Here is a 24,893-nt window from a genome sequence, read left to right as displayed (position 1 = left end):
AATCATAAATATTATCAAGAATGTTACTTATAACTATTATTTAATAATTTAATGGCTACTGAAACTTTTTATTAACGTCATTTGTTTTGAAAAAAAGCCAGCTATATAGAGCTGGCTTTTTCTTGTCTTGATTATTTGTATGATATTGAATTTAAAGTATATAAGGAACGATTCATTCAAATCATACAAAAAAAATAGCTTCTAATACTAATTATAAATGCCTTTCAATTGTTAAAAAAATAATAACAATTAAATAAGTTTACATAATAAATAAACAAATCAGTAATTTTTGCCTATAGCGAACTGCTATTGGCTAGTGGTACACTAGGGTAATTGTAACAAAATATGTGAGAGTAGCCATGAATCAACGAACTATAAAAACAGCGATATCAATTACTGGTACAGGTCTGCATAGTGGCGAGTCTGTTAATTTAGAGTTTTATCCTCAGCCTGTCGATACTGGTGTAGTATTTGAGCGCTCAGACATCGAAGATAGTGTTGCTATTCCAGCTAGTGCTTTTTTGGTTCAAGACACTATGATGTCATCCAATCTAGTCTTTGGCGGTACTCGAGTAGGAACGGTTGAACATCTGCTTAGCGCGGTTGCAGGTCTAGGCGTTGATAACTTGCTCATTCGAGTATCAGCAAGCGAGATACCTATCATGGATGGTAGTGCCTCACCCTTTGTAGGGTTGTTATTACAAGCTGGATTTGTAGAGCAAGACGCGCCAAAGAAATTTTTAAGAATTATTAAACCTGTGAAGGTGAGGGTAGATGACAAGTGGGCAGAGCTTCGTCCCTATGATGGTTTTGAATTAAATTTCGAAATTGACTTTGATCATCCAGCCTTTGACAAAGATCATCAACATGCACAATTGCAGTTTTCTACCCAAAACTTCATCGAAGAGTTAAGCTCCGCACGTACCTTTGGCTTTTTAAATGATATTGAAGCTTTACGTAAGAACAATCTAGCGCTAGGCGGTAGCATGGATAACGCCATAGTTATCGATGAATCAAAAGTGCTTAACGCTGAAGGACTGCGTTTTGCTGATGAGTTCGTTCGCCATAAAATTTTAGATGCTTTGGGCGACTTATATCTTATTGGTTATCCGATAGTGGGCCGTTTCAATGCTTATAAATCAGGTCATGCTTTGAATAATTTACTCGTTCGGGAAGTGCTGTCTGATGAAAGTTGCTACGAAATTGTAACTTTTTATGACAATGTAAGCTGTCCTATCGAATATTTACCTCTGACTAATACAATGGTTAAGGGATAAGTACACGAATATACAGGATGTATCGCAACAATTACGTAATATTACATAGTAGACGGCGATAATTGTCATTTTGCTGTCATTATTTCAATAATTGCTAGATTATCATCCATTCCAACCCTTAGTAAAATAAGAGCTTGAAGAAGCAAAAAGTCTGAACACCTTTATATTCATATTATGCATATAAAGGTGTTCAGACTTTTTTTTGGATAAAAACCGCTAAAAGTTGTATTTTCAGTCAGCTTTTTTATAGTTTATTTACATAACTTTACATTGTAAGGTAGTAAGTTTTAGTCATTAATGAGTCTTAAAAGAGCGTTTTTGAGGTTTTTATCAGTGGTGACATGCTCTATTGCCTGTGCTATAGTCCGTTTTGTGTTCGGGGTCAGGGCTTTATATTCATGAGCTTTAGACGATTCCGATAAGACTGAAGAGAGTGCTTGAGAAGTCATATTTGGTTGAGATGTCTTAGCTACTATCACCTGAATTTGATTAAGGTGTTGAAAGGTCAAAGACTGCTTTGTTAACACTTCTAGATATGACTTTTGTAAATAACGGATATGGTTGGCAGCAGTAGTAGAAATCACACTCAGTGTTAGTTTCTCAGAGGTTAGACCTACTACCCAGCAGCTTTCAAGTATTTCATCAGGTAAACAGTCTATTAACAGCTCTTTTAGCTCATTAGTCGCCTTTACATAAAGACGCATGTTATCAGCAAGGGTTTGAGGTAGTGCGCTACCAGCAAAAATTTGATGATCGATAAGTTTGGCGAGCTGATTAGGTTGTTTGTTAGACATGATGAAGACTCGTTTGCTAAGCATTGCATAATCATAGAGTTGATTATTCAAGGTTTTAAGATATATCGTAAGCTATTTGTGAGATGGATAAATATGATGGTAATGATGCCATGTTCCATTGAAGATTAAAGAGCTTACTGCTTGACCTAGGATTTTATCATGTTTGTTTGATGATTATATCCTCTAAATTAATTGATGTTCGTCATGGATGATGAGCAATCTTGCATTAACAATAGGTAGTAAATTTATGAAACAAGCTTTATTGATTTTGTCAGTATTGGGAATGGGCATAGCACAGGCTAACGGTGCTGTAGAAACAACCTTTCAACCGAACAATACCTTGAGTCATACCATCACTAATAGCTCTATCTCTCAAAATTACGGTTCTGTCAAAAATATATATAGCACTAATAGTGGTGCCTATGTCTCTAGCAATGACGAGATTAGTCAAGCTATCGATAACCTTAGTGCTCATGCCAAACAAAAAGAATATCAGTTAGCCTCATTGACCAGTCGCTTATCTTATGAGCGCCAGCAAAAAATCAGTAATAGTATCCCAGATAGCAATTCAGCTCCTGCTATCGCTGCTGCTCGTGCTTCACGCGTAGCGCTCTCTAGAAGCTCTGGTTACTGTGCACGTTATGTGCGTAAAGCGCTGCAATCTGCAGGTTATGAATTCACTCCTAATCCTTCAGCTTATCAGTATGCCACTCGCGGTACGCTTAGCAATGCAGGCTTTACTAAGATCAGTAATGATATGCAACCTCAAGTAGGTGATGTTGTTGTTTACAACCGTACCTCAAGCCGTCCACATGGTCATATCCAAATATTTGATGGTACGGACTGGGTATCAGATTTCCGTCAGAAGAGCATTAGCCCGTATAGTGGTACTTATAGCTATACTACATGGCGCGATTCTCAATACGTTGATGATGCCTCAGATCGTGGTATTTATCTAGCTATGGCTGAATAATGAGCTAAGATGGTAGCACTCTAAAAACTCAGTAATGCCTTAGAATGGTATTACTGAGTTTTTTATGCTTATGCTTTAGGTTTTATTTGCAATATGCACGGTAGTTTAGACCGTAATGATAATTTTACGGCTTAAAGTTTGTCCAATAGTGTTTTTGATGAAAATCAGGTGGGGAGGCGTGCTTTGCTGCAAAGTATAAAGCGACGCTATCAAAGTAAAGAATCACGCAAGGGTGCAGCTGCTCAATACCCTTAGCAAGTAAACTTCGGGGCAATTGATCCAAATCGATAGTAAAGCTACGTTTATAGTCATAGACAGCTGTGAACATCAGTGCAGACAAAGAGTTGGGCGTCACTTTTGGACACTGAGCTACATTAAGCGAGCTTGTGTTAAGAAAACGATTCAAGGGTAAATGAGCTATCCAATTTATACTAGCCTGCTCGTCACTATTAGCTTTATATAAGGGCACAGGCGGCATACAGTCAGGCTGACGGTAATCTGCAAATTGATATAACGCGTAGCGTCCATTGGGACTCGCATTAATCTCGATATAATGGGTGGTTTGGTCGATATCACTTGATGGGTTAGCGCCCGTTATAAAACACTCTAGACAAGTTTGCTCCCATAGATAATCGATAAACCTGACTTGATCTTGTTGCCATTGTGGCCAGTCAAATACATTCGCCAGACGGCTATTGGGTAATCGAATTTGATAAGTTAGCGCCAGCGTTGACGGTTGAATAAGCGATATATCAACTATAACTCGGATAAGTTGTAACTGCTCTACAGGTATGTTGAGCTGTCGCGCAGCTATTGACAAGCCATCCATAGCAAGCTGTAGTTTGAAGCGTTGGCTCATGATAATTTTTCTTTCATAGCTAATACGTAGGATGATAGTCGATAAAAAAGGCCACGATATTCATTCGCAGCCTTCTTTGCTTATCTACTTATATAGTCAAACTAAAGCTACTCGGCATGGCGAGCTAAGTTTGACAGTTTTGGGTTGGCATTCGGATTTTGACGTAGTAATAATGCCATACGTCCGATAGTGTGGATCAGTTGAGCCTTAGCAGCAACCGCTAGCTCAGTACAAACCAAGTCGCGTTCGTGCTTACTTCCTGCTGGTAGTTTTACCTTTATAAGCTCATGATCGCTCAAAGCACGATCAATCTCTTCAGTGATCGCTGGCGTAACACCATTATTACCGATCATGACTATTGGTTTTAGCTCGTGACCAATACCTTTTAGGCGTTTAATAGTTGCGTTATCGAGTTGCATAAAATTCCTAAGCGTTATCAAATTAAAAATTAACAATCAGTTTGTCTAAAACATATCTGGGATTAAATCGGCAGTATTGTGCACGATTTTAATCATGATGATGTTAAAATGATTGTCTTGAATCTATTATAAACGCTCACGCCTAATAAAGCTGTTAAATGATGCTTTAATACGATCTTAATATAGGCTTTTAAAGCTATTAGCTATCAATGAGCAGCACACAGTAAATAGCACAGCTCGCAAAAAGCTGTAAAGCTATAGAAGTATAACAGGAGCAAATGTTTTGGCCACCCGCATTGACAATAAGAAACTGACAAAAAGTAGCCGTGCTTGGATAAAAGAGCATATCGATGACCATTACGTACAAAAAGCGCAAAAAGATGGCTATCGTGCGCGCGCCGCTTATAAACTGCTTGAGATCAATGAAAAAACCAATCTTATTACTAAAGGGGCGACCGTAGTCGATCTAGGTAGTGCACCTGGTAGCTGGTCACAAGTTGCGAGCAAATTAGTTGGTGAGAAGGGTACACTTATCGCCTCTGACATCTTAGCCATGGACGCTTTAGCTGATGTTACTTTTATTCAGGGTGACTTTCGTGAAGCTGAGGTTTTCGACAGTATTATGCGCGAGGTCGGTAACAAGCAAGTGAATGTCGTATTGTCTGATATGGCGCCTAACACCGCAGGCAATAGCGCAGTGGATCAGCCGCGGATGATTTACTTGTGTGAGTTGGCAGTGGAGTTTGCTTTGGCCACGCTACCTAGTGGTGGCGCTTTGATTATGAAAGTATTTGAAGGCGTAGGCATGCAAGAGCTACGTCAACAGATGCAAAAAGATTTTAGTAAAGTACGCAGTATAAAGCCTGCCGCTTCACGTGCGCGCTCCAAAGAGATATTCTGGATAGCAACCAAATAATTTATATTTTTAATGTTTTCAATAGGTTATGATGGGTTTTTTGTCTTATGACATCAGCGTAGGCAAGTATCTACAGTCGTTTGAAACTGCTACAATAGTTAACTGAATAATATGAGTTTATGCTTGAATAATGCGGGTTAAAACCACATAACATGGTATATTAACTTTGTTTTTATTATCTATTTTAAGCAAAGTCGTCTGATGAAACCTAATAGGTTACAGACGTCACGTGTCAAACTGACACACCAATAAGTAAGGGATGGGGAAACTAGTGAGCGACATGGTAAAAAATACCTTATTGTGGCTGGTGGTAATCGGCGTTTTGGTGCTGGTATTCAGTGGCTTCGATAAGTCAACTGAGCCTGATAGCCTTAACTACTCTGAGTTTGTGACTGCAGTGTCAGAAAACCAAGTAGCTAGCATCGAAATTGACGGTGAGCAAATCACTGGCGAGAAGAAAAACGGATCAACATTTGAGACTATTCGCCCTGCGGTAGCAGATGAACAGCTATTACCGTTATTGCGTGAAAACCAAGTCAATATCGAAGGTACAGCGCCAAAACGTCAAAGTGTATTGATGCAGCTGTTAATTGCCAGCTTTCCTATTCTATTGATTATTGGCCTGTTTCTGTTCTTTATGCGCAATATGCAAGGTGGCGCTGGCGGTAAAGGTGGCGGCCCTATGAGCTTTGGTAAGTCAAAAGCCAAGATGCTCACCGAAGATCAGATCAAAGTTAACTTTGATGACGTAGCTGGTTGTGAAGAGGCTAAAGAAGAAGTTGTCGAAGTGGTTGAGTTCTTACGTGATCCTGATAAATTTACTAAATTAGGCGCAACTATTCCACGTGGTATCTTGATGGTAGGCCCACCAGGTACTGGTAAAACACTACTAGCTCGCGCGATCGCTGGTGAAGCTAAAGTACCGTTCTTTTCAATATCAGGTTCAGATTTTGTTGAGATGTTCGTCGGTGTTGGTGCCTCGCGTGTTCGTGATATGTTTGAGCAAGCCAAAAAAAGTGCACCTTGTATCATCTTTATCGATGAGATTGATGCCGTAGGTCGCCATCGTGGCTCAGGTATGGGCGGCGGTAATGATGAGCGCGAACAGACTTTGAACCAGTTATTGGTTGAGATGGATGGCTTTGAAGGTAACGAAGGTGTTATCGTCATTGCAGCGACTAACCGTGCTGATGTTCTTGACAAAGCCTTGCTACGTCCAGGTCGTTTTGACCGTCAGGTGCAAGTAGGTTTACCAGATATCAAAGGTCGTGAGCAGATCTTAAAAGTGCATCTGCGTAAATTGCCAAATACCACTGGTGTTGATGCCAATTCGCTCGCGCGTGGTACGCCTGGATTCACTGGCGCACAGTTGGCAAACCTAGTGAACGAAGCTGCCCTGTTTGCCGCTCGTCGTAGTAAACGTAGCGTCGATATGAATGACTTTGAAGATGCTAAAGATAAGCTATACATGGGTCCTGAGCGTAAATCTATGGTCATCCGTGAAGAGGAGCGCCGTGCTACTGCTTATCATGAAGCGGGCCATGCGCTAGTTGCGGAACTACTACCAGGTACTGATCCTGTGCACAAAGTGACTATTATGCCGCGCGGCTTTGCGCTTGGTGTCACTTGGCAGCTACCTGAGCACGATCAAACCAGTATGTATAAGTCTAAAATGCTAAGCGATCTTGCTATTTTATTTGGGGGTCGTATCGCTGAAGAAGTCTTTATCAATCAGATGTCGACTGGTGCCTCTAATGACTTTGAACGTGCCACTAAAATGGCACGAGCGATGGTCACTAAGTATGGTATGTCTGATGCGCTTGGTATCATGGTGTATGAAGATGATGACAGCTCGCAAGGTTACTTTGGTGGCGGCGGACGCTCAATCTCAGAGGCTACTCAGCAAAAGGTCGATGATGAAGTTCGTCGCATGCTTGAGGAGCAGTATGATATCGCCCGTGAGCTGATCGAAGCCAACAAAGATAAGATGCATGCGATGGTTGATGCTTTGATGAAATGGGAAACCATTGATCGTGATCAGTTGCAAGACATCTTAGCAGGTGAAGCACCACGTCCACCAAGAGTGTATCAGCATAACGAGATTAACCTCTCAAAAGATGATACTAAGACGACTGCTATACCGCCGCCATTACCTGCGATGTAGAGTATAGTTTTAACATCAACTTATTTGTAGGAAAAGCCCTTTTCATAAAGGGCTTTTTTGTGGCTGATAGTTGAGTTTATGTTTAGTAATCAAGCCAAGTTGAGAGAGCCTTAGCGCTAGTATAGCTTTACTGATATCATAAGTTGGCTTCGTATTTATATAAAACTACACAGGATTGATTATGCCCTTGTTTAACCCTTTACCTGCCTATACAGTCACGAGTCGTCAGAAGGTTTTAGACTTATCACAGCCACATATTATGGGTATCTTAAATGTTACACCAGATTCTTTTTCAGACGGTGCTCAGTTCAATGGCGTGGATGAAGCGCTGGCTCATTGCCAAACGATGATGGAGGCAGGGGCTAGCATTATCGATATTGGTGGTGAATCAACTCGCCCTAATGCGCAAGCTGTGATGACTGATGAGGAAATAGATCGAGTAGTGCCTGTCGTTGAGGCTATCCGTAGCCATTTTGGCAATGAGATTTGGCTATCTATCGATACTAGTAACCCATCTGTTATGCAAAGTGCTTTTGCAGCAGGCGCAGACATCTGGAACGATGTGCGCGCGCTCAAACGTGACGGTGCAGCGCTCATGGCGGCAAACCTAGATATACCCGTTATGCTGATGCATATGCGTGGTGAGCCGACGACGATGAATGATTTGGCGCACTATAAAGATGTTATCTTTGAGGTCAGTACTGAACTGAATAATCGTATTGAAGAGGTGACGGCATTAGGGGTCAAACGTGATAAGATAATTATTGATCCAGGCTTTGGTTTTGCCAAGACTTACGAACATCATTGTATTTTATTGACTCAGCTTGATCGCTTAAAAGCGCTTGGTTTTCCTATAATGTTTGGCATTTCACGCAAGCGCTTTTTGGCAGAAGTACTACACAGAAGTGGTGTTGCAACAGTGGTCGATACGCAAGCCCAAGAGCGTGATGCTGCGGGTACTGCCGCAGGACTGCTAGCATTGCAACAAGGCGCTAGTATAATTCGCACCCATAATGTCGCTATGATGCAACAGTCAACATCATTATGGCAACAGTTGGCGACTTATAATAAAGATAACCATTGAGACTAATAAAATACAGCTGTTTGACTAGCTGACTTTAATTTTTACTATATTGAGAGCGTTATTTATGACTACAACTCACCTGAAAAATCAGCAACCAAGCCAGCCAGAGCCAACCATTGAGCAGCGGCGGATTATTTATCAAGCGCGTCGTGGTCTCAAAGAGTTAGATTTTTATATTGATCCTTATGTTAAGGAGATGTACTTACACGCGATACCAGCTGAGCAATTAGTGTTTGCCGAAATGCTGACTTATGAAGACCCAGACTTGCTTGATTATTTTACCAATCAGTCTCAGCCTGAGGACAAAGCCGTATGGGAGCTGGTCAATAAGATCAAGACATGGCGTCATAGTAAGGGTTTATAGTCGTATTAATAATGGCGCTATAGTGGCTAATATTTTATTATGATGGCTTGTCTAAAATGGACTCTTAATAAAGGTTCAATGGACTATAAGGATATAGCGCTTATGACCTCTCTACGTATTGATGCTGCCGTCAAAGCTAGGAGCTATTTACGCTTATTGATTTACATTACTTTGATTGGTACGTTAATACTATTAGCTTTGTTTGCTCAACTATCCTTATGGCAGTACTTATTTGTCTTTATAGTAACAGCGCTTGTGGTCAGCTATCTCGCTTTATCACGGCCGATAGTACTGCATTTAAGCCAGCCTCCGCTTAGCCAGCGCTTAAATCAAGGCTGGCAGCTGCTAATGCATACTAGTCGCGGTGATGCTTTATGGCAAGCGGAACTTATCAGCGTACAACGTTATCAGTTATTAATACATTTGCAATTCAAAGTCGTAGAACCTCGATCAAAATTACTCTCTATCACGATATTTCGCGATCAGATGACACCTACGCAATGGCAAGCAATAAACATACTAGCTACCGTCACTCATGTACAAAGCTCATAACAAAACGCCTATCTAGAAACCTCGCAATATCTGCTATCTTAACTATGAACAGCATTCTATATTATATGAATAACATAAGGATAAAGTTATGAGTTTACTAGGAAATTTGGTAGCACAAGTCGCTCGCAGCGCTATGGATCCCAATGATGCTCAGCGCAATCCAGTCAATCAAGGTGTGAATCCACGTCGTACAGGTGGGCTTGGTGACATATTAGGGAGTGTGCTTGGCGGTGGTGGTCAAACAGGGGGCTATAACCCGCAACAATACGAACGCCAACAGGACAAAGGTTTTGGGTTAGATGACATCGTCGGGGGATTGGGCGGTATGCTGAGTGGTAATCAACGCAGCGGTATGAACGCAGGCGCAGGTGGGCTCGGTGATATCTTAGGTAGCGTATTAGGTGGTGGGCAGAAAAGCCGAGGCGACTTCGGTGGTAAAGGAATGCTAGTAGCAGCTTTAATGCCAATGGTGCTCAGCTGGGTACAACGCAATGGCGGTTTGGGTGGGGCTTTGTCCAAAATAACCGGTATGGGTCATGAGCAGCAAGCACGCTCTTGGATGAGTAACAGCGAGCAGAACGAGAACCTCGATCCTAATGAGATTAGTCGCTTATTTGATGAGCAAGAGATTCAGCAAGTGGCGGCTCATACGGGTGCAAATGACAGCGAGGTTCGTCAAGGACTGGCTGAGCTGTTACCTGAGGTGATGAATCAGCTCACTCCTAATGGCAACTTAGATAATGAAGCTGAGGCCAATCAAGAGATTGATCAAATTATGGGTCAGTTATCTAGTCGTTTAGGCGGCTTGAAATAAGTCAAATTGTTATAAGTATATTATTTTAAAGTTTTGTCATCGAAGAGTATGTTTGACAACATACTCTTTTTTTTATATTAAAAAATCATTAGTAACAAAGTGGTTTTATATTAAATATAAAGTTAGTTTATAATTACTTCAGTATACAACTAGGCTTCATTTCAAAAAACCTAATAGACTTTAAGGTTTTTTTATATTTAAAACTACGTCAAGTGAGTGCGCTATGCCTTTTAAACCTATACCTACGGCCATTGCTATTTTAGCAGGCTTGATCATCTGGTTTGTTATTCCTGTACCTGCTGGCGTGACCCCAGAAGCTTGGCACATGTTAGCGTTATTTATAGGTACTATTGTAGCTATCATCGGCAAAGCATTACCCATTGGCGCTATTGCTATTATTGCTGTGACATTAGTAGCGCTTACAGGTGTCACTAATGAGAGTCCAAAAGTAGCTATTGCTGATGCATTATCAAGCTACTCAAGTCCATTAATTTGGTTGATCGGTATTGCAGTGATGATCTCACGCGGCCTGATAAAAACAGGTCTAGGTCGTCGTATTGCATATTATTTTATTTCGATCTTTGGTAAAAAAACTATCGGTGTCGCTTATTCATTAACGGCAGCGGAGCTTATGATCGCGCCTATAACACCCTCTAATACAGCACGAGGCGGCGGGATTATTCATCCAATTATGAAGTCTATCGCTCAAAGCTTTCACTCTACGCCAGAGGAGGGTAGTCAAAAAAAGATCGGTAGCTACTTAGCTATGGTCAATTACCATGCTAATCCGATTACCTCTGGAATGTTTATCACAGCGACTGCGCCTAATCCACTAGTCGTTGATTTAGTCAATAAAGCCACTGGCGGTGATATTCAATTGTCTTGGACGACATGGGCTGTGGCAATGTTTATACCGGGTATGCTATGTCTGATATTAATGCCGATCGTTATTTATTTGATTTATCCGCCAGAGGTTAAGCAAACCCCTGATGCTAAGACTTTTGCCAAAGATAATTTAACTGAGATGGGGCATGTCAGTACGCAGGAAAAAATTATGCTCGGTGTGTTTGCTCTGATGCTTATATTATGGGCCAACATTCCTGCGCTTATCTTTGGTGAGCAATTCAGCGTTGATGCCACAACCACAGCATTTATTGGGCTATCTACTTTGATAGTGACAGGCGTATTGACTTGGGATGATATCCTTAAGGAAAAGTCGGCTTGGGATACGATTATTTGGTTTGGCGCGCTGATTATGATGGCTTCGTACTTGAATAAATTAGGGCTTATCAGCTGGTTCTCAGAGAATATCGAATCTATGATAGGGATAACAGGAGTCGGCTGGGTCGGTGCAGTGGCGATTTTAACTTTAGTTTATCTCTATATTCATTACTTTTTTGCGAGTACTACTGCTCATATCACTGCGCTATTTGCCGCCTTTTATGCCGTTGGACTAAGCTTAGGCGCGCCACCAATGTTATACGCGCTTATTCTAGCAGCAGCAGGTAATATTATGATGACCTTGACCCACTATGCAACGGGTACAGCACCTGTTATCTTTAACTCAGGTTATATTACCCTTGGCGAATGGTGGGGTGTAGGAGCGGTGATGAGCGTGGTGAACTTAGTGGTTTGGATTGGTGCGGGACTGATATGGTGGAAGTTCTTGGGCTACTATTAAGTATTTAAAATTAAAGTTTTGAGACATTATAAATACTAAAAACGCTCATCTAAATTGTCTAAAGTATAGTTGAGCGCAGCAAAGCAAACATCAGCCTGAAAACCACGATATTGCAAAAAGCGCAACTGCTTGGCTTTTTCTTTTTGCTCAGTCGGGATACCGTCACCGTATTTTTTTATGCGCGCGGTGACGGCAAGCTTTAGCCAATCAACACCATCGACTAAGCTGTCCTCGTCATCATCAACAAACTCACTAAATTCTTCAGATTCAGTATTTGCCATATCAATAAGCTCGTCTATATTACTTGGCATAGGGAGCTTTTTTTTGTAAAACTCCTGTTTAATACGTCCGCGACCGCGACCCTTACGAATATTTTCGCGAATGAGCATCAAAGTTGTACGATAGTCGCTTTGATAGCCTTTTTCCTCGAATTCATCCAGCAGCGTATTGATGCTATCAGGATCTTGCTCCTTGTCGATAAGCTTTTGCTTGAGCTCAGCTCTACCATGCTCGCGTCTCGATAGATAATAAAACGCCAACCAACGCAAACGACTTTCGGCCTTTATAGCGTCAAGCTCAGCTTGCTTTTGCTCTGGAGTGCGCAGATAAGCTTTTAGAGCAGAGGGTATGTTATCGGTATTCGTATTTGTACTGATATCTTTATTAGCATCAGGTTGCTCGCTATTTTCATTAAGCTCAACAGTACCCTTTACCTCTGCTAGCATCTGTTTGATACTCTGCGATTCAGGAGGTGTATAGACGGGAGCATCAGTCGATTCAGCAATAAAAGCAGCCGCAGGATGAAAACGCTTTTTTTTCTTAGTACCTTGTTTTGATTTGGGTTTAGACTGAGGTTTAAAATGAGAGCTAGGTTGATATGACTCAGAAGCTGAATCTGCTAAATAGTCCCTGTTGCTGTCACCACTATTGCTATCACTGGATATTTGATCGTGAGTTTTTTCTTGATAGTTAAAATCATCGTTAGAAGGCTTATCTAAACGCTTCACCTTTTTTGATTTTATACGTTCAAACAACTTAGCCTTGCTAGGCTTGTTCTGAGATTTATTGTAGGTTTTATTGCGGGGCTTTTTTTTTGCACCAACCGCATTAGCCGAGTCGGTGTCCGACTCGGCTAGTATTTCGGCTAAGGTTTTAATCTGCATAGAAGACCTCTATACGATCTATAAGCACTTTATTATTACAAAGGTGCTTCTGATTCAGCGTTTACATCTGCCCCAATTTCGTCAGCATCTGACTCAGCATTTTCGTTAACCGTACCTAATTTTTCAGCACGAATTTTGGCTTCAATTTCTTCAGCAATAGCAGGATTCTCTTTTAGATAAATTACCGAATTGGCCTTACCTTGACCGATTTTTTCATCGCCATAACTATACCAAGAGCCCGCTTTGCCTACGGCACCGATATCAACGCCCAAGTCGATGACTTCTGCTAAGTGATTCGTACCTTCGCCATAGGTAATCTCAAATTCTGCTTGACGAAAGGGTGGTGCCATCTTGTTTTTGATAACTTTGACTCGCGTCTGATTACCAATGATTTCATCACCGTTTTTGACTGCACCAATACGGCGAATATCCATCCGTACCGAAGCATAGAATTTTAGCGCATTACCACCAGTAGTGGTCTCAGGACTACCGAACATGACGCCAATTTTCATACGAATTTGGTTAATAAAGACCACCATGCAGTTAGAGCGCTTAGCATTACCCGTAATCTTACGTAGGGCTTGACTCATCAGACGGGCTTGTAAACCCATGTGCGAATCACCCATCTCGCCTTCGATCTCAGCACGCGGTGTGAGCGCTGCCACAGAGTCAATAACGATCATATCGACAGCACCTGAGCGCACTAGCATGTCAGTAATCTCTAGGGCTTGCTCACCGTTATCGGGCTGCGAAATAAGTAGATCATCAGTATTGATACCTAGCTTACGTGCATAGACAGGGTCAAGAGCGTGTTCAGCATCGATAAAGGCACAAGTACCACCTTGTTTTTGACACTGTGCAATAGCCTGCAAAGTCATCGTCGTTTTACCAGAGCTTTCAGGGCCATAAATCTCCACAATACGACCTTTAGGCAGACCGCCGATACCTAGTGCGATATCTAAGCCTAACGACCCTGTAGAGACCACATCAACGTTGTTAAGCGCTGCTGAATCATCACCTAAATGCATGATAGTGTTTTTACCAAACTGCTTTTCGATCTGACCTAGTGCGGCTTTGAGTGCTTTGGCTTTATTCTCGTCCATAATGGACTCCTTATGGTTAATATAGGTTACTAAATTATCTTAGGAGTGTAAATTTCACACAGCGCATAATGAGCTTCTGTAATCAATAACGCTTCTTCTTTAGCTCATGGTTAAAGCTTATATTTGATAATAGGATAAGGGGTGTAGAGGATTAGGAGTAAAACAACCGTTACAAGCTAATATGAGTGGTAAATCTTACTATACAGTAAATGTGAATAGGTATAGCAGTTAAAAAGCCAATAATAGTCAGGCTTTACAACGCTGACTAACAATGAAAAATACATTGTGCCGTTGTCGTTGCCTCTTTATTAGATAAGGTAATTATAGCAAAAACCAAGCCTTCCGATGAGTCTTAGCAGATGCTAAGCGACAGTAATTGTCGTATGAGATAACTATGGTATATAAGTAGTATAATATTGTCGTAATCACCATAAATTCAAACCAGTGTGCTAATAGTTTGTCAAGTTGTCCACAGCAAATAATATGATTTTATTTTGCTGCTGTGAAACATAATACAGACTAATAGTTATTTTAAAATAAATTAAAAATAAATTTTTTATATTTAATTTATATGTAAGTATTTGATTTTTATACAATAATAAATTGTATAAAAAGTAACCAATTTTACCTCAAGCGTTAGGCTATCAACGTAGGTCGTTGTCAAGTAGTGAGTTATCCACAGGGTTATCCACAGCTTCTGGGGAGAACTTAGCAAAGCCTTATACTATCAATGTTTGCGCAGTTTGCAAAACAGTAGCTTTACTACGACAAGAGCTTTTAGCATGGATTATTCGCTAAAAAAGCTGACTAGATAGCCAAGGTTTCACGTCATATGAATAAAAAATATTATCTCAAGAACTTAGCTTTGTACAAAAATAAAAAAGCGACTATATAGATAGTCGCTTACTCACTGCACTTTAACATTCAATTCAAGCTCTGATAATATTAGATTAATCTTTAGTATAAATCAGATCCCAAACCCCATGACCACTGTTTATACCGCGACGCTCAAACTTAGTCATCGGACGAAAGTCGGGCCGAGCAGTAAATTGACCTGTACCTGCTTGATTGGTCAAGCCTACAAAATTATCTAATACTTCAACCATCCAAAAGGCATAATGTTCCCAGTCGGTCGCCGTATGGAACCAGCCGCCAGATTTGAGCGCGCGCGTGACTATTGTCATACGCTCAGGACTGACAAAACGACGCTTATAGTGACGCTTTTTTTGCCAAGGGTCAGGAAAATATAGCTGAATACGGTCGATATGGTTTTCAGGTAATTGCTTGAGCAGTTGGATGGCATCACCGTTAATAATTCTGATATTAGTTAGGTTCTGCGTGCCTGCCATGTAAGCGCATTTGCCAATGCCTGGCTCATGGACTTCCACCCCAATAAAGTTACGTGTCGGCTCAGCTGCTGCCATTTCAATCAGTGAATCGCCAAGCCCAAAACCAATCTCTAATGTCAGCGGTGCTGCGCTACCATTCGGGGTGTCAGCAAACAATACACGCAAATCGGTAATACCATTAAGGTCACCATCACCGAAGCTATTATTAACTAAATACTGCGCAAACTCCGGATCCGTTAAGGCTTGCTCAGCGTTTTTGTTCATGTGGGTGCGACGTTTCATAAAGGTGTTAACGATACGTATATGCTTATCATTGACAGCAGTTGGGTCAGCTTGAATAGCCACGGTATTATCAGTAGCCGTAACATTACTGCTCAAAGTACCATCATTAAGGCTATCAAGGTCAGTAGAGTTAGTGGGATCAGAGTTATCAAAGTTATCAGGAATAGAAGAGTTACTCATAGAATTAAGAACGCTTAGTTGCAATAAAAGATAGATCTATTATAGGCGAAATAGTTTCTAGTGTGAATGGTTATCACACTTTTGCTTATCGGCGAGGTAACGGACGCTGAGTTGTAATACAATAGAAGGCTGACTAAGAGAAAAATAAAACAGAGCTTATCGCCATGTTATTTATCGAGACCGATTCACCGCCCCCTTTTTATCAAGAAAAACTGACGCCCGCTCGGCGTAAACAGTTGGATCAATGGTTTATCGGTCATCGCACGCAAAGCTATTATATCAAGCGCTTTGAGGAGTTCGATAAGCAAGGTTATTTATCACCAAAGTGGCACTGGGCGGCATTTTTTATCACCTTTCCTTGGTTGCTGTATCGCAAGCGTTATATGGACGCTATTGTTTATAGCGTCGCTGGCTGGTCATTTATTCAGCTAAATGTCGCCATCGTTTTAGTTACCTTTGAATTTGCCGCTATGTGGGTGATTTCAGATGCTTACCAGATGCTAGTACGCATGGGTATCGCTGGTATTATTTGGATATTTTGGTCGTATATGGTGGCACGCTGGACAGATGCTTATTACTATCGTATGGCGCGCCGAGAAATCGCTGATGCTATTGACGATCATCCGCGTGATGAAGCTTTACAAAAGGCGCATCTCAAGCGTGAGGGCGGGGTGAGCTTATTTGGATTGGCTTTAGGGTTTGGCTTTTTTATATTTTCGCTAGTCGTTATCAATGTACAGTTCTTGCCTATCTATGCTAAACCCAAAGAGAATGCTGTCGTATTCGATGCTTATGATAGTGGCAAAACAGCGCAGAACAAAGTGGCGATACTTTATGAGCAGACGAATCGCTGTCCTACGCAGCTACCGATAACGACTGAAAATAGACAAGTGCAAGTACGCATGGCGACTCAAGTTGATGGTATCGTAGCTTCAGACTGTGCAATTATCGCCACCATTCAAAATATAAAGTTTCCAATACGTTATCTTGATCAGCAAAAGTTTATTTTTTATCATAACATGGATGATAATAGCTGGTACTGCACCACATCCCTCAATGATAAACAAGCGCCTGCTTACTGTGCGGATAATTAACGCGTATCAATGATAAAATTAAAACAGTAAACAGCACTTTGAATCTAAAAATAATCTAAATTTATAAATACCCTAAAGCTATAAATAATCTGAAACTATAGATTTAAAGTGATAGCTTTAAGGTTTAGGATCAGTTGCTGCGTTGTCATTGTCATCAACAGGGATAGCTTGACCCTTTAGCGCTTCATAAAACTCGCTGAGATCTAACTTGCGTGATTTATCAATATCCTCGTCAAATAAGCTCTCAAGCTCAGCCATAGCCGATTGTGCTGAGGCAATCATACTGGCCTCATCACCGTAGATAGCTTGCTGACGCTCAATCAGATCATCATCATAATCACGGAAAGTCTGAATAGTTTCGCGGGCTTTTTCAGGTGAAATACCCAATAATTGCAACGATTCACGTGACATATCGAGTGAAGACAAATAAGTCTCACGCCAGATATGACGCACACCAACTTCACGTAGACGGTAATAATGCTGACGATCACGCGCCCGAGCTAGAACGATTAGATCAGGATAATTACGATTTAAATATTGCGCGGTAGTGATTGAGCGCTCCAAATCATCAACAGCAATGATAAAAATACGTGCCTTATTAATACCAGCGGCTCGCAAGATTTCAGGGTTTTTGGGATCGCCATAGTAGACTTGATTACCAAATTTACGTACAAAATCAACGCGATTGGCAGAGCGCTCAATAGCGGTAAATTCGATATTATGCATACGTAGTACGCGCCCGATGATCTGCCCAACCCGCCCGAACCCTGCAATAATGACGGGATGTTCATGGTCGGGGATAGTGTCGTATTCACGGCTAGGCTTGCGCTTGTCAAAAAATGGCTCGCCAAGTTTTTCTAATAATAAAAATGCTACTGGCGTCAGCGCCATAGAAATAGTCACGATGAGGTTGAGCATATTGGCCAGCTCAGGTCGCAAGACGTTTTGAGCGGATGCTACACTAAATAATACAAAGGCAAATTCACCACCTTGGGCTAAAGTGACCCCAAGACGAATACTAGTCGGCCAGCGATTGCCAGAGAGTTTGGCAATAGCAGCAATGACCCCAAATTTAATCAGCATAAGGGCAACCGCACAGCCAATGATAAACAGCGGCTGGGCGATAATGAGTTTGACATCAGTCAGCATACCAACGGACATAAAGAATAGCCCTAGTAGCAGCCCCTTAAAGGGTTCAATACTTGCCTCTAACTCGTGACGATATTCTGAGTCCGCGAGTAATACCCCTGTCAAAAACGCGCCTAATGCCATCGATAGACCGATCTGCCCCATCAAGATAGACACGCCCATAACGATAAATAGTGCAACGGCAGTCAACAACTCGGTCGCACCGCTTGAGGCCACAAACTTAAAAAACGGTCGAACAATATAACGACTGGCAATAATAAGCCCTGCAAATACGGCAAAGACTTTAGCAAAATAAATCAGATCATAGCTTTGCTCGCGCACCCCTGATAAAAACGGAATAACCGCAAGTAGCGGAATAACGGCAATATCTTGGAACAGCAAAATAGTAAAGGCTTCGCGGCCGTGAGTGCTTGATAGTTGTTGTTTTTCAGTGAGAATTTGCAGGACAAATGCAGTTGAGGAGAGCGCTAAGCCAAAGCCGACGATAAAGGCGGTATCTAGATGTAGGGAGAAAGCTTTATACAAAATAGCCATTAAGATCGTGCCAGTAACCCCAACCTGTAAGCCGCCGAGTACAAAGATAGAGCGACGCAAGGCCCACAGCCGTGAAGGTTGCAACTCAAGACCAATGATGAACAGTAGCATCACCACGCCAAATTCAGAAAAATGCAATAAACTTTCCGCATCGCCTGCAACATCAAGGGCACTTGGTCCTAGAATAAGTCCCGTAATCAAATAACCTAGCACGGTGGCAATACCGAAGCGCTTACCCAGTGGGACGAACAGCAGCGCTGCACCCAAAAATATAGTCGCTTGTAGCATTAAGTTTGGTGAGCCGGCGGCAGCGGCAGCGAACATAGTCAATCCTTAGCAATCGATAAAGCAAACGCTAAAAGCGTAATGATGATTCGATAAAATTTTATTTAAGTGCTTTTGTTTAAAGGTTTCTATCTGAGCTATTTTTTTTGGTAAATTTTCCAAATATCATTATTTGCGATCGGATTGCTATAAGCATCATTACGGCGTTTGCGCGGCGTTTGGCGGCTATCAACGATCTTAAAATCGGGTAGGGCATGAACAATTAATCCTGTGCGATAAAATCGTACGCGCTCAGGCTCTAGCATCTCGCCCTTAGCATCGCGGCAGAATATATAAGCTCGCAAATCGATAAACTCGCGATGGGCCACTAATCTGGCTTCATCATCATTCTCGAATACCGCTGCCATACGCTCTAGTTCTTGGACGCTATATTCACCGCATTTATCGGTTAAAGCTGTCACTGAGCCAAAGCTCTTGGACTCTTTGGCTAAAGTTTTAGTCAAATGCAAGCGTTGGACATTAAAGATAAACTGCGGAATCTCAAGGCTGGCGGGTAGGGGTAGATGATCGGGGGGCAAGTAGGCAGCTGGATAAAAAGCCATAGCGCGTTCAAGCAGGTTCTGCCAACGCGCTTGGTATGCCTGCACCTCAGCTAGATTGCCCTCATAGATAGGCATATCGCGAATCTGTCGTAGGATATCAGGCGGAAACTGCTGCTCACGAAAGCTGGCAATATCCTCTTGTAGGGTAGACAGCAATACCTTGGCGTGTTTTTTACTCTCTTTTGAATCAAGATCGAGCGGATCAGTTAGATCAGGCGCGACAAAAGGAGCTGAGCGTCTAGACATAAGGCTACATCGTCAAATAAAGGATTCTATCGAACAAGTATATATAATTTATAGGGGTAACGAGGAATAATTTACGTGGTTATTTCTGTTGATAGGCTCTCACAAGAGTATAAGTTAACGTTATTTTAATTTATTAGAGTGAGCCATTATCAGCACATAAAATATCAATAGACTCATTAATTTGTTTTGACCGGGCTATACGATGATGACCACCTGTAAAGTAGACTACCTCCCAGCTTGCAGGCAGGTCAACGAGTACTCTTTTTGCTGTCTCAACGCTCAAAATTTCATCACTTACTTCAACCATGACTTTGGTTAGCTGTTTATTGCTAGTCAGAAAAGGTAAGTCATTAGCGTCGGGCGCTCTGTTGAATAATACAACGTTAGGATTAATACAGGGTGCAATTAACAAAATTCGCAGATTATATTTATGAGCAAAATGATTGGCAAACCAGCCCCCAAGCGAATGCCCTGCTAGTACTATCCGTGGATACTCAAGCATCTTCTGCTGGATTAACTCATCATACACTTTTAGCGCCTTTTCGAAGCCTTGGCGGTAATTGACCGTTAAGCAGTATTTAAGCTGATGCTCAATACAAGTAAACTTATTGGTCTCAGCGCTTGAGTCGAGACCGTGGAAAAATAGGAGTAAAGTTTGTCCGCTGGCTACACTGTTATTACTATCTATAGAATGCGTCATCATTTTACTCTTCTTAAATAAAGCCCTAAATTTGCAGAGATATTATCTTCTGTTGTCTATTAAACTATTATCAATGCGAATGACCTATATGACCGCCTGTATCATTCATCGGGCGCTCTGAGATATTACAAATTAGGGCATCGCTATGGCTTTGAGTTTGTGGGTGCGATAGGCTTTCAATTTGAATGGTGGCATGATTGATCCCCAACTCCTGTAAGCCCTGCTCAAGCTCGCTAATCAGTAGACTAGCCTCATGAATGTTCATCTCCCCATCGACGACTACATGACTCGAGAGCGCATTTAGACCACTAGTAATGCTCCAAACATGCAAGTCATGAATCTTGATCACCTGTGGATGAGTCACCATTTGCGCCTCGACCATCTCAATCGAGATACCTTTTGGCGTACCTTCCATTAGAATATGCACCGAGTCGCGTACTACTCGATAACCGCTGACAATTATCAAAATAGCGACAATCACTGAAGCTGCCGCATCGGCCCAAACCCAGCCAAAACCCATCATTAATAAGGCGGCAACAATAGCGGCTACTGAACCCATCAAGTCACTTAATACATGCAAATACGCACTTTGCATATTGAGATTAGTCGGTTCTTTGGTTTTTGACTCATTTGCAGCCGAGCCATGACTATTATCATGATCATGACCGTCGCCAGCACTATTGCCACGATGCATCAGCCAAGCGACTAGTATATTCACTAACATACCAATAACGGCAATGATAAGCATACCTTGAGTGGCAATCTCTGGTGGCGAGTTAAAACGTTTGATAGCCTCATAAAATATCATGACTGCAATAATGACCAACGTGGCACCATTGACGCCCGCTACCAAAATCTCAAAACGCTTATAGCCAAAAGTCTTTTGCCGAGTGGCTACTTTTTCGCCTATTTTAAACGCCATGAGCGTAGCGCCAAGTGCGATAGAGTCGCTGAGCATGTGTCCTGCATCTGATAGTAAAGCCAAGCTACCCGTCAGCCAGCCGCCGATAGCTTCAATAAACATGTAGCCAGTAATAATAACAAAGCTAATGAGTAAAGTGCGCTGATAGCCTTTAGTGCTTTGTGCTGAAGTTGAAGCGGCTAGCGTTGAGTCGTTATGGTTGTGGCTATCATGGTTATGCTCCTCATTATGAGTATGCTCAGCATGGTTGTCACTTGCATGGTTTTCGTCTGCATGATTGTGGTTTGCATGGCTAGTATTTGCACGGCTGTCATTATCTTGAGGAGAATTCATTGGAATCATTACCACAGTTATTTTTATAAGCGTTAAATGAGCTGCTTAGGTGATTATCGACTTTAAAGAATTTAGCACAGTTAAGGGAATGACGCTGTTATCAGGCCGTAACAATAGTGTAGATAGTCTAAGTAGAGTGCGCTTACCAGCCGACAGGGTCGATATCCAAAGTCAGCTTAAGGTATTTAACACTGGGCATCGCTAGTACTGGCTGCCACCATATGCTCAATACGCGGTGTAACTGATGGCGCTCTTTGGCTAACAGCAATAATTGCACATGGTAACGACTGTTCTTTTTACTCATCGGGGCGTCGATAGGACCTAGTACTGCTAGTTTATGGCCAGCAGGTAGATTGGCGATAGCGTCTTTGAGTGCTTGAGTAGTGGCGGCTAAGGTTTTACCCTCGCAGCGAATCAAGGCAGCATGGCTATAAGGCGGCAACCCCATTATTTTACGCTCCGCTAGAAGCTGGCGGGCAAAGGATAAATAGCCATCTTTGACGAGTTTTAATAATAGCTCGTTCTCAGGTTGTAAGGTCTGAATCAGTACTCGTCCTGCTTTATCACCGCGACCTGCACGACCCGCCACTTGAATCATTAACTGCGCGGTATGTTCGGGTGAGCGGAAATCTGCTGATAAAAACCCTCTATCGGCGTTAGGCAAGCAAACCAGCGTCACATTAGGAAAATGATGTCCTTTGGCGACCATTTGCGTACCGACTAGAATAGCAGGACGGCCCTCATTGATCCGCTGATAAATATTTTCCCAGCTGTCTTTACGACGCGTTGTATCACGGTCAATTTGAATAATAGGATACAGCTCTTTACTGGTTTGTGGATTAGCAAAGATAGCGTGTAAGTTCTCACTAAGACGAGTAGTGCCCATACCGCGAGCGTCTAAGTTTTGACTGGCACAATCAGGGCAGATCGTTGGAATATAAGCTTGCCAATCACAGTGATGACACTTTAGATAGTTGCTGTTATAAGCGCTACTGTGTGAGGCACTGTTTTGTGATGAATGTTGTTGTGATGAATTACTGTAATGCACGGTCAAATGCGCATCACAGCGCGGACAGTCGGCTTGCCAACCACAAGCATCGCAAAGTAGGACGGGTGCATAACCACGACGATTGAGAAATATAAGTACTTGATCGCCAGCTTCTAAGGTTTGCTTGATTGCACCGATGAGCACGTCAGTCAGACCTGTGTCAAAACGCGCGCCATCATCTTGCGCTTGTTGATGTGTGCTTTGCAGTCGCGCGTCAATCAGCTGCATAGTAGCCAGTTCAGCATTGCCAGGACGTGTACGCAATTGACACTCAGTAAGCTTACCATCATCGATGAGCTTTAGGTGCTCAAGGGTAGGGGTTGCCGTACCTAATACTACGGGAATACTCTCTTGAAAGCCGCGATATAAAGCCACATCAGCGGCATGATAACGTAGCGTATCTTGCTGCTTATAGGAGACGTCATGCGCTTCATCGACCACTATCAGCCCCAAATTAGCAAAAGGATAAAGCACTGCTGAGCGCGTACCAATGATGATCTGTGCGTGTCCTGTTCGACAATCCTGCCAGCCCTGCATCCGATAAGTATTACTCATCCCTGAATGCAATAAGACAATCTGTGCGGCAAAACGACTGGCAAAACGCGCTCGCGTTTGCGGGGTAAGTCCAATCTCTGGCACCAGAATAAGCACTTGCTTGCCTGCTTCTAGTACCGCTTGCATCGCTTGCAGGTAGACTTCGGTTTTGCCACTACCCGTAATACCATTGAGCAAAAACCCAGTATATTCTTCGGCCTTGTGTACTGCAATAATGGTATCAACCGCTTGGGCTTGTTCAGAATTTAGATCCAGCGGCATCTTAGCAAGGCTTACCGCTTTGGGAGCCGCTTTTGGCTCGATATAACGCTCAATAAGACCTTTTTCTTCTAGTGTCTTTAAGAATGAACGTTGCATACCTTCTAATAATAATACCTCTTCACTAGCTCCGCGCTCGCCATGCAATTTGAGCATATCAAACTGCTGCTTTTGCTTAATGGCATTAGCACGAAAATCACCATCAGCGACATGGGGCAAAATGCGCCAGTGAGTAATCAGCAGGTCCAGTGGCTTGCCTTGGCGCACCAAGCTTGGCAACATAACAGCGATGACATCACCAAGTGGATAGTGATAATAACGCGCTAGCCAATAGGCCAAATTGAGCATCTGCGAGTTGAGGATAGGCTCATCGTCTAATTGGCGGATAATAGGCTTGAGCTTGTTGCTAGGGACATCGCTGTTAGCTTCGGCTATATGCGCAATCACAATACCTATTAAGGTTTGTCGCCCAAAAGGCACTTCTACACGGCTACCAACCGCAGGTAAAATGGCCTTATCTGCTAGTGCTTGATAGTCAAATACCCGATAAAGAGGTACAGGTAGGGCAACTTGTAGCAACATAAAGTGCGCTCACAGCTCATAATTAAGAGGGTAATAAAAACGACTAAGACAAGTAAGCCCAAATATTGGTTCTTGTAGAACTATTTGGGCTTACTGTATTTTCTCAAAATTTAAGAGAGATGTTTTTATCTATCAATGGTTTAAAACTTACTCTATAAACATAATAGATTCAATTTCAACCACACCACCTTTTGGTAATGCCGCGACTTGCACCGCAGCACGCGCCGGATAAGGCTCAGTCAAATTTGCGATAAACACTTCGTTCAACGCTGCAAAGTCGTTTAAGTCTGTTAAAGAGACGTTAAATTTGACTACATCATTGATCGTACCGCCAGCTGCCGTGCAGATCGCTTTGATGTTTTCAAATACTTGCTTGGCTTGTGCCTCAAAACCTTCTCTTAGTTCCATAGTATCAGGATCAAAACCTAGCTGTCCTGAGATGTAGACTGTGTTACCCACTTTTACCGCTTGTGAGTAAGTGCCTACAGCGGCAGGGGCCTTGTCGGTTTGAATGGTTTGACGACTCATAATTTATCCTTGTTATCGTTATTAGTAAATGTAGAATTAATAAATGCAAAATTCTGCAAATAATAAGCTTTGGTTAATTAAAA

The 24,893-nt window shown here is 42.1% G+C and carries 22 protein-coding genes; 10 read left to right on the top strand and 12 right to left on the bottom strand.

The window, feature by feature from the left end:
• The first annotated feature begins 359 nt into the window (after positions 1-359).
• Positions 360-1,277, top strand: coding sequence for a UDP-3-O-acyl-N-acetylglucosamine deacetylase (gene lpxC, locus ACR63T_RS10825; RefSeq protein ID WP_201570001.1), 918 nt, complete (start codon positions 360-362; stop codon positions 1,275-1,277).
• Positions 1,278-1,564: 287 nt separating this feature from the next.
• Here lpxC and ACR63T_RS10820 read toward each other — a convergent pair whose 3' ends face one another.
• A complete protein-coding gene (locus ACR63T_RS10820; protein WP_472783998.1) occupies positions 1,565-2,071 on the bottom strand; it encodes a hypothetical protein in 507 nt (168 codons plus the stop codon).
• A gap of 247 nt (positions 2,072-2,318) precedes the next feature.
• Here ACR63T_RS10820 and ACR63T_RS10815 point away from each other — a divergent pair, with 247 nt between their 5' ends.
• The gene (locus ACR63T_RS10815; RefSeq protein ID WP_305898799.1) at positions 2,319-3,044 is read left to right on the top strand and encodes a CHAP domain-containing protein; all 726 of its coding nucleotides are present in this window, start codon (positions 2,319-2,321) and stop codon (positions 3,042-3,044) included.
• A gap of 124 nt (positions 3,045-3,168) precedes the next feature.
• Here the strand turns inward: ACR63T_RS10815 and ACR63T_RS10810 are convergent, their stop codons facing one another.
• On the bottom strand, positions 3,169-3,903 hold the full coding sequence (locus ACR63T_RS10810; RefSeq protein WP_472783997.1) for a DOMON domain-containing protein: 735 nt from the start codon (positions 3,901-3,903) through the stop codon (positions 3,169-3,171).
• A gap of 107 nt (positions 3,904-4,010) precedes the next feature.
• Positions 4,011-4,322 (bottom strand): YhbY family RNA-binding protein, encoded by a 312-nt coding sequence (locus ACR63T_RS10805; protein ID WP_201569997.1) that lies wholly within the window; start codon positions 4,320-4,322, stop codon positions 4,011-4,013.
• A gap of 283 nt (positions 4,323-4,605) precedes the next feature.
• Here ACR63T_RS10805 and ACR63T_RS10800 point away from each other — a divergent pair, with 283 nt between their 5' ends.
• From ACR63T_RS10800 to ACR63T_RS10770, 7 genes are all read left to right on the top strand, one after another.
• On the top strand, positions 4,606-5,238 hold the full coding sequence (locus ACR63T_RS10800) for an RlmE family RNA methyltransferase (protein WP_201569995.1): 633 nt from the start codon (positions 4,606-4,608) through the stop codon (positions 5,236-5,238).
• A 271-nt stretch (positions 5,239-5,509) separates the two neighbouring features.
• Positions 5,510-7,402: an ATP-dependent zinc metalloprotease FtsH gene (ftsH, locus tag ACR63T_RS10795; protein ID WP_305898796.1), complete on the top strand. Its 1,893-nt coding sequence runs from the start codon at positions 5,510-5,512 to the stop codon at positions 7,400-7,402.
• Positions 7,403-7,583: 181 nt separating this feature from the next.
• On the top strand, positions 7,584-8,486 hold the full coding sequence (gene folP / locus ACR63T_RS10790; protein ID WP_472783996.1) for a dihydropteroate synthase: 903 nt from the start codon (positions 7,584-7,586) through the stop codon (positions 8,484-8,486).
• Positions 8,487-8,550: 64 nt separating this feature from the next.
• Entirely contained in the window at positions 8,551-8,850 is a 300-nt protein-coding gene (locus ACR63T_RS10785) for an FAD assembly factor SdhE (protein ID WP_305898794.1), read from the top strand.
• Between the two features lie 102 nt (positions 8,851-8,952).
• A complete protein-coding gene (locus ACR63T_RS10780) occupies positions 8,953-9,402 on the top strand; it encodes a hypothetical protein (RefSeq protein WP_472783995.1) in 450 nt (149 codons plus the stop codon).
• Positions 9,403-9,490: 88 nt separating this feature from the next.
• The gene (locus tag ACR63T_RS10775; protein ID WP_472783994.1) at positions 9,491-10,216 is read left to right on the top strand and encodes a YidB family protein; all 726 of its coding nucleotides are present in this window, start codon (positions 9,491-9,493) and stop codon (positions 10,214-10,216) included.
• Between the two features lie 223 nt (positions 10,217-10,439).
• Positions 10,440-11,897: an anion permease gene (locus ACR63T_RS10770; protein ID WP_472783993.1), complete on the top strand. Its 1,458-nt coding sequence runs from the start codon at positions 10,440-10,442 to the stop codon at positions 11,895-11,897.
• A gap of 35 nt (positions 11,898-11,932) precedes the next feature.
• Here ACR63T_RS10770 and ACR63T_RS10765 read toward each other — a convergent pair whose 3' ends face one another.
• From ACR63T_RS10765 to trmB, 3 genes are all read right to left on the bottom strand, one after another.
• Positions 11,933-13,060, bottom strand: coding sequence for a regulatory protein RecX (locus ACR63T_RS10765; RefSeq protein ID WP_472783992.1), 1,128 nt, complete (start codon positions 13,058-13,060; stop codon positions 11,933-11,935).
• A gap of 35 nt (positions 13,061-13,095) precedes the next feature.
• Positions 13,096-14,163 (bottom strand): recombinase RecA, encoded by a 1,068-nt coding sequence (gene recA / locus ACR63T_RS10760; protein WP_201569986.1) that lies wholly within the window; start codon positions 14,161-14,163, stop codon positions 13,096-13,098.
• 950 nt (positions 14,164-15,113) lie between these two features.
• Positions 15,114-15,974: a tRNA (guanosine(46)-N7)-methyltransferase TrmB gene (trmB, locus tag ACR63T_RS10755; protein ID WP_472783991.1), complete on the bottom strand. Its 861-nt coding sequence runs from the start codon at positions 15,972-15,974 to the stop codon at positions 15,114-15,116.
• 164 nt (positions 15,975-16,138) lie between these two features.
• Between trmB and ACR63T_RS10750 the strand changes: the two genes are divergently transcribed.
• Positions 16,139-17,068: a DUF2628 domain-containing protein gene (locus ACR63T_RS10750; RefSeq protein WP_472783990.1), complete on the top strand. Its 930-nt coding sequence runs from the start codon at positions 16,139-16,141 to the stop codon at positions 17,066-17,068.
• A 117-nt stretch (positions 17,069-17,185) separates the two neighbouring features.
• Here the strand turns inward: ACR63T_RS10750 and ACR63T_RS10745 are convergent, their stop codons facing one another.
• From ACR63T_RS10745 to ACR63T_RS10720, 6 genes are all read right to left on the bottom strand, one after another.
• Positions 17,186-19,075: a monovalent cation:proton antiporter-2 (CPA2) family protein gene (locus ACR63T_RS10745; protein WP_201569982.1), complete on the bottom strand. Its 1,890-nt coding sequence runs from the start codon at positions 19,073-19,075 to the stop codon at positions 17,186-17,188.
• 98 nt (positions 19,076-19,173) lie between these two features.
• Positions 19,174-19,884 carry a hypothetical protein gene (locus ACR63T_RS10740; RefSeq protein WP_305898785.1) on the bottom strand — a complete coding sequence of 237 codons (711 nt, stop codon included), beginning with the start codon at positions 19,882-19,884 and terminating at the stop codon, positions 19,174-19,176.
• Positions 19,885-20,017: 133 nt separating this feature from the next.
• Positions 20,018-20,587: a YqiA/YcfP family alpha/beta fold hydrolase gene (locus ACR63T_RS10735; RefSeq protein WP_305898784.1), complete on the bottom strand. Its 570-nt coding sequence runs from the start codon at positions 20,585-20,587 to the stop codon at positions 20,018-20,020.
• A gap of 67 nt (positions 20,588-20,654) precedes the next feature.
• Positions 20,655-21,839: a cation diffusion facilitator family transporter gene (locus tag ACR63T_RS10730; protein ID WP_201569979.1), complete on the bottom strand. Its 1,185-nt coding sequence runs from the start codon at positions 21,837-21,839 to the stop codon at positions 20,655-20,657.
• Positions 21,840-21,981: 142 nt separating this feature from the next.
• Complete coding sequence (locus ACR63T_RS10725; RefSeq protein ID WP_472783989.1) at positions 21,982-24,282, bottom strand: primosomal protein N'; 2,301 nt, start codon at positions 24,280-24,282, stop codon at positions 21,982-21,984.
• A 147-nt stretch (positions 24,283-24,429) separates the two neighbouring features.
• On the bottom strand, positions 24,430-24,810 hold the full coding sequence (locus tag ACR63T_RS10720) for a Rid family detoxifying hydrolase (RefSeq protein ID WP_201569977.1): 381 nt from the start codon (positions 24,808-24,810) through the stop codon (positions 24,430-24,432).
• Positions 24,811-24,893 lie beyond the last annotated feature (83 nt).

It is taken from the genome of Psychrobacter sp. M17(2026), assembly GCF_055699815.1.
Note: the sequence above shows the minus strand (reverse complement) of the source record. Positions and strands in the feature narration are given on the sequence as shown.

Coding starts and splice junctions, on each gene's coding strand:
- ACR63T_RS10810 (WP_472783997.1), bottom strand. CDS start 3,903: ATGAGCCAACGCTTCAAACTACAGCTTGCTATGGATGGCTTGTCAATA.
- ACR63T_RS10740 (WP_305898785.1), bottom strand. CDS start 19,884: ATGTCTAGACGCTCAGCTCCTTTTGTCGCGCCTGATCTAACTGATCCG.
- ACR63T_RS10775 (WP_472783994.1), top strand. CDS start 9,491: ATGAGTTTACTAGGAAATTTGGTAGCACAAGTCGCTCGCAGCGCTATG.
- ACR63T_RS10765 (WP_472783992.1), bottom strand. CDS start 13,060: ATGCAGATTAAAACCTTAGCCGAAATACTAGCCGAGTCGGACACCGAC.
- ACR63T_RS10805 (WP_201569997.1), bottom strand. CDS start 4,322: ATGCAACTCGATAACGCAACTATTAAACGCCTAAAAGGTATTGGTCAC.
- trmB (WP_472783991.1), bottom strand. CDS start 15,974: ATGAGTAACTCTTCTATTCCTGATAACTTTGATAACTCTGATCCCACT.
- ACR63T_RS10720 (WP_201569977.1), bottom strand. CDS start 24,810: ATGAGTCGTCAAACCATTCAAACCGACAAGGCCCCTGCCGCTGTAGGC.
- folP (WP_472783996.1), top strand. CDS start 7,584: ATGCCCTTGTTTAACCCTTTACCTGCCTATACAGTCACGAGTCGTCAG.
- ACR63T_RS10785 (WP_305898794.1), top strand. CDS start 8,551: ATGACTACAACTCACCTGAAAAATCAGCAACCAAGCCAGCCAGAGCCA.
- ACR63T_RS10735 (WP_305898784.1), bottom strand. CDS start 20,587: ATGATGACGCATTCTATAGATAGTAATAACAGTGTAGCCAGCGGACAA.
- lpxC (WP_201570001.1), top strand. CDS start 360: ATGAATCAACGAACTATAAAAACAGCGATATCAATTACTGGTACAGGT.
- ACR63T_RS10750 (WP_472783990.1), top strand. CDS start 16,139: ATGTTATTTATCGAGACCGATTCACCGCCCCCTTTTTATCAAGAAAAA.
- ACR63T_RS10730 (WP_201569979.1), bottom strand. CDS start 21,839: ATGAATTCTCCTCAAGATAATGACAGCCGTGCAAATACTAGCCATGCA.
- ACR63T_RS10815 (WP_305898799.1), top strand. CDS start 2,319: ATGAAACAAGCTTTATTGATTTTGTCAGTATTGGGAATGGGCATAGCA.
- ACR63T_RS10820 (WP_472783998.1), bottom strand. CDS start 2,071: ATGTCTAACAAACAACCTAATCAGCTCGCCAAACTTATCGATCATCAA.
- recA (WP_201569986.1), bottom strand. CDS start 14,163: ATGGACGAGAATAAAGCCAAAGCACTCAAAGCCGCACTAGGTCAGATC.
- ACR63T_RS10725 (WP_472783989.1), bottom strand. CDS start 24,282: ATGTTGCTACAAGTTGCCCTACCTGTACCTCTTTATCGGGTATTTGAC.
- ACR63T_RS10745 (WP_201569982.1), bottom strand. CDS start 19,075: ATGTTCGCTGCCGCTGCCGCCGGCTCACCAAACTTAATGCTACAAGCG.
- ACR63T_RS10780 (WP_472783995.1), top strand. CDS start 8,953: ATGACCTCTCTACGTATTGATGCTGCCGTCAAAGCTAGGAGCTATTTA.
- ACR63T_RS10770 (WP_472783993.1), top strand. CDS start 10,440: ATGCCTTTTAAACCTATACCTACGGCCATTGCTATTTTAGCAGGCTTG.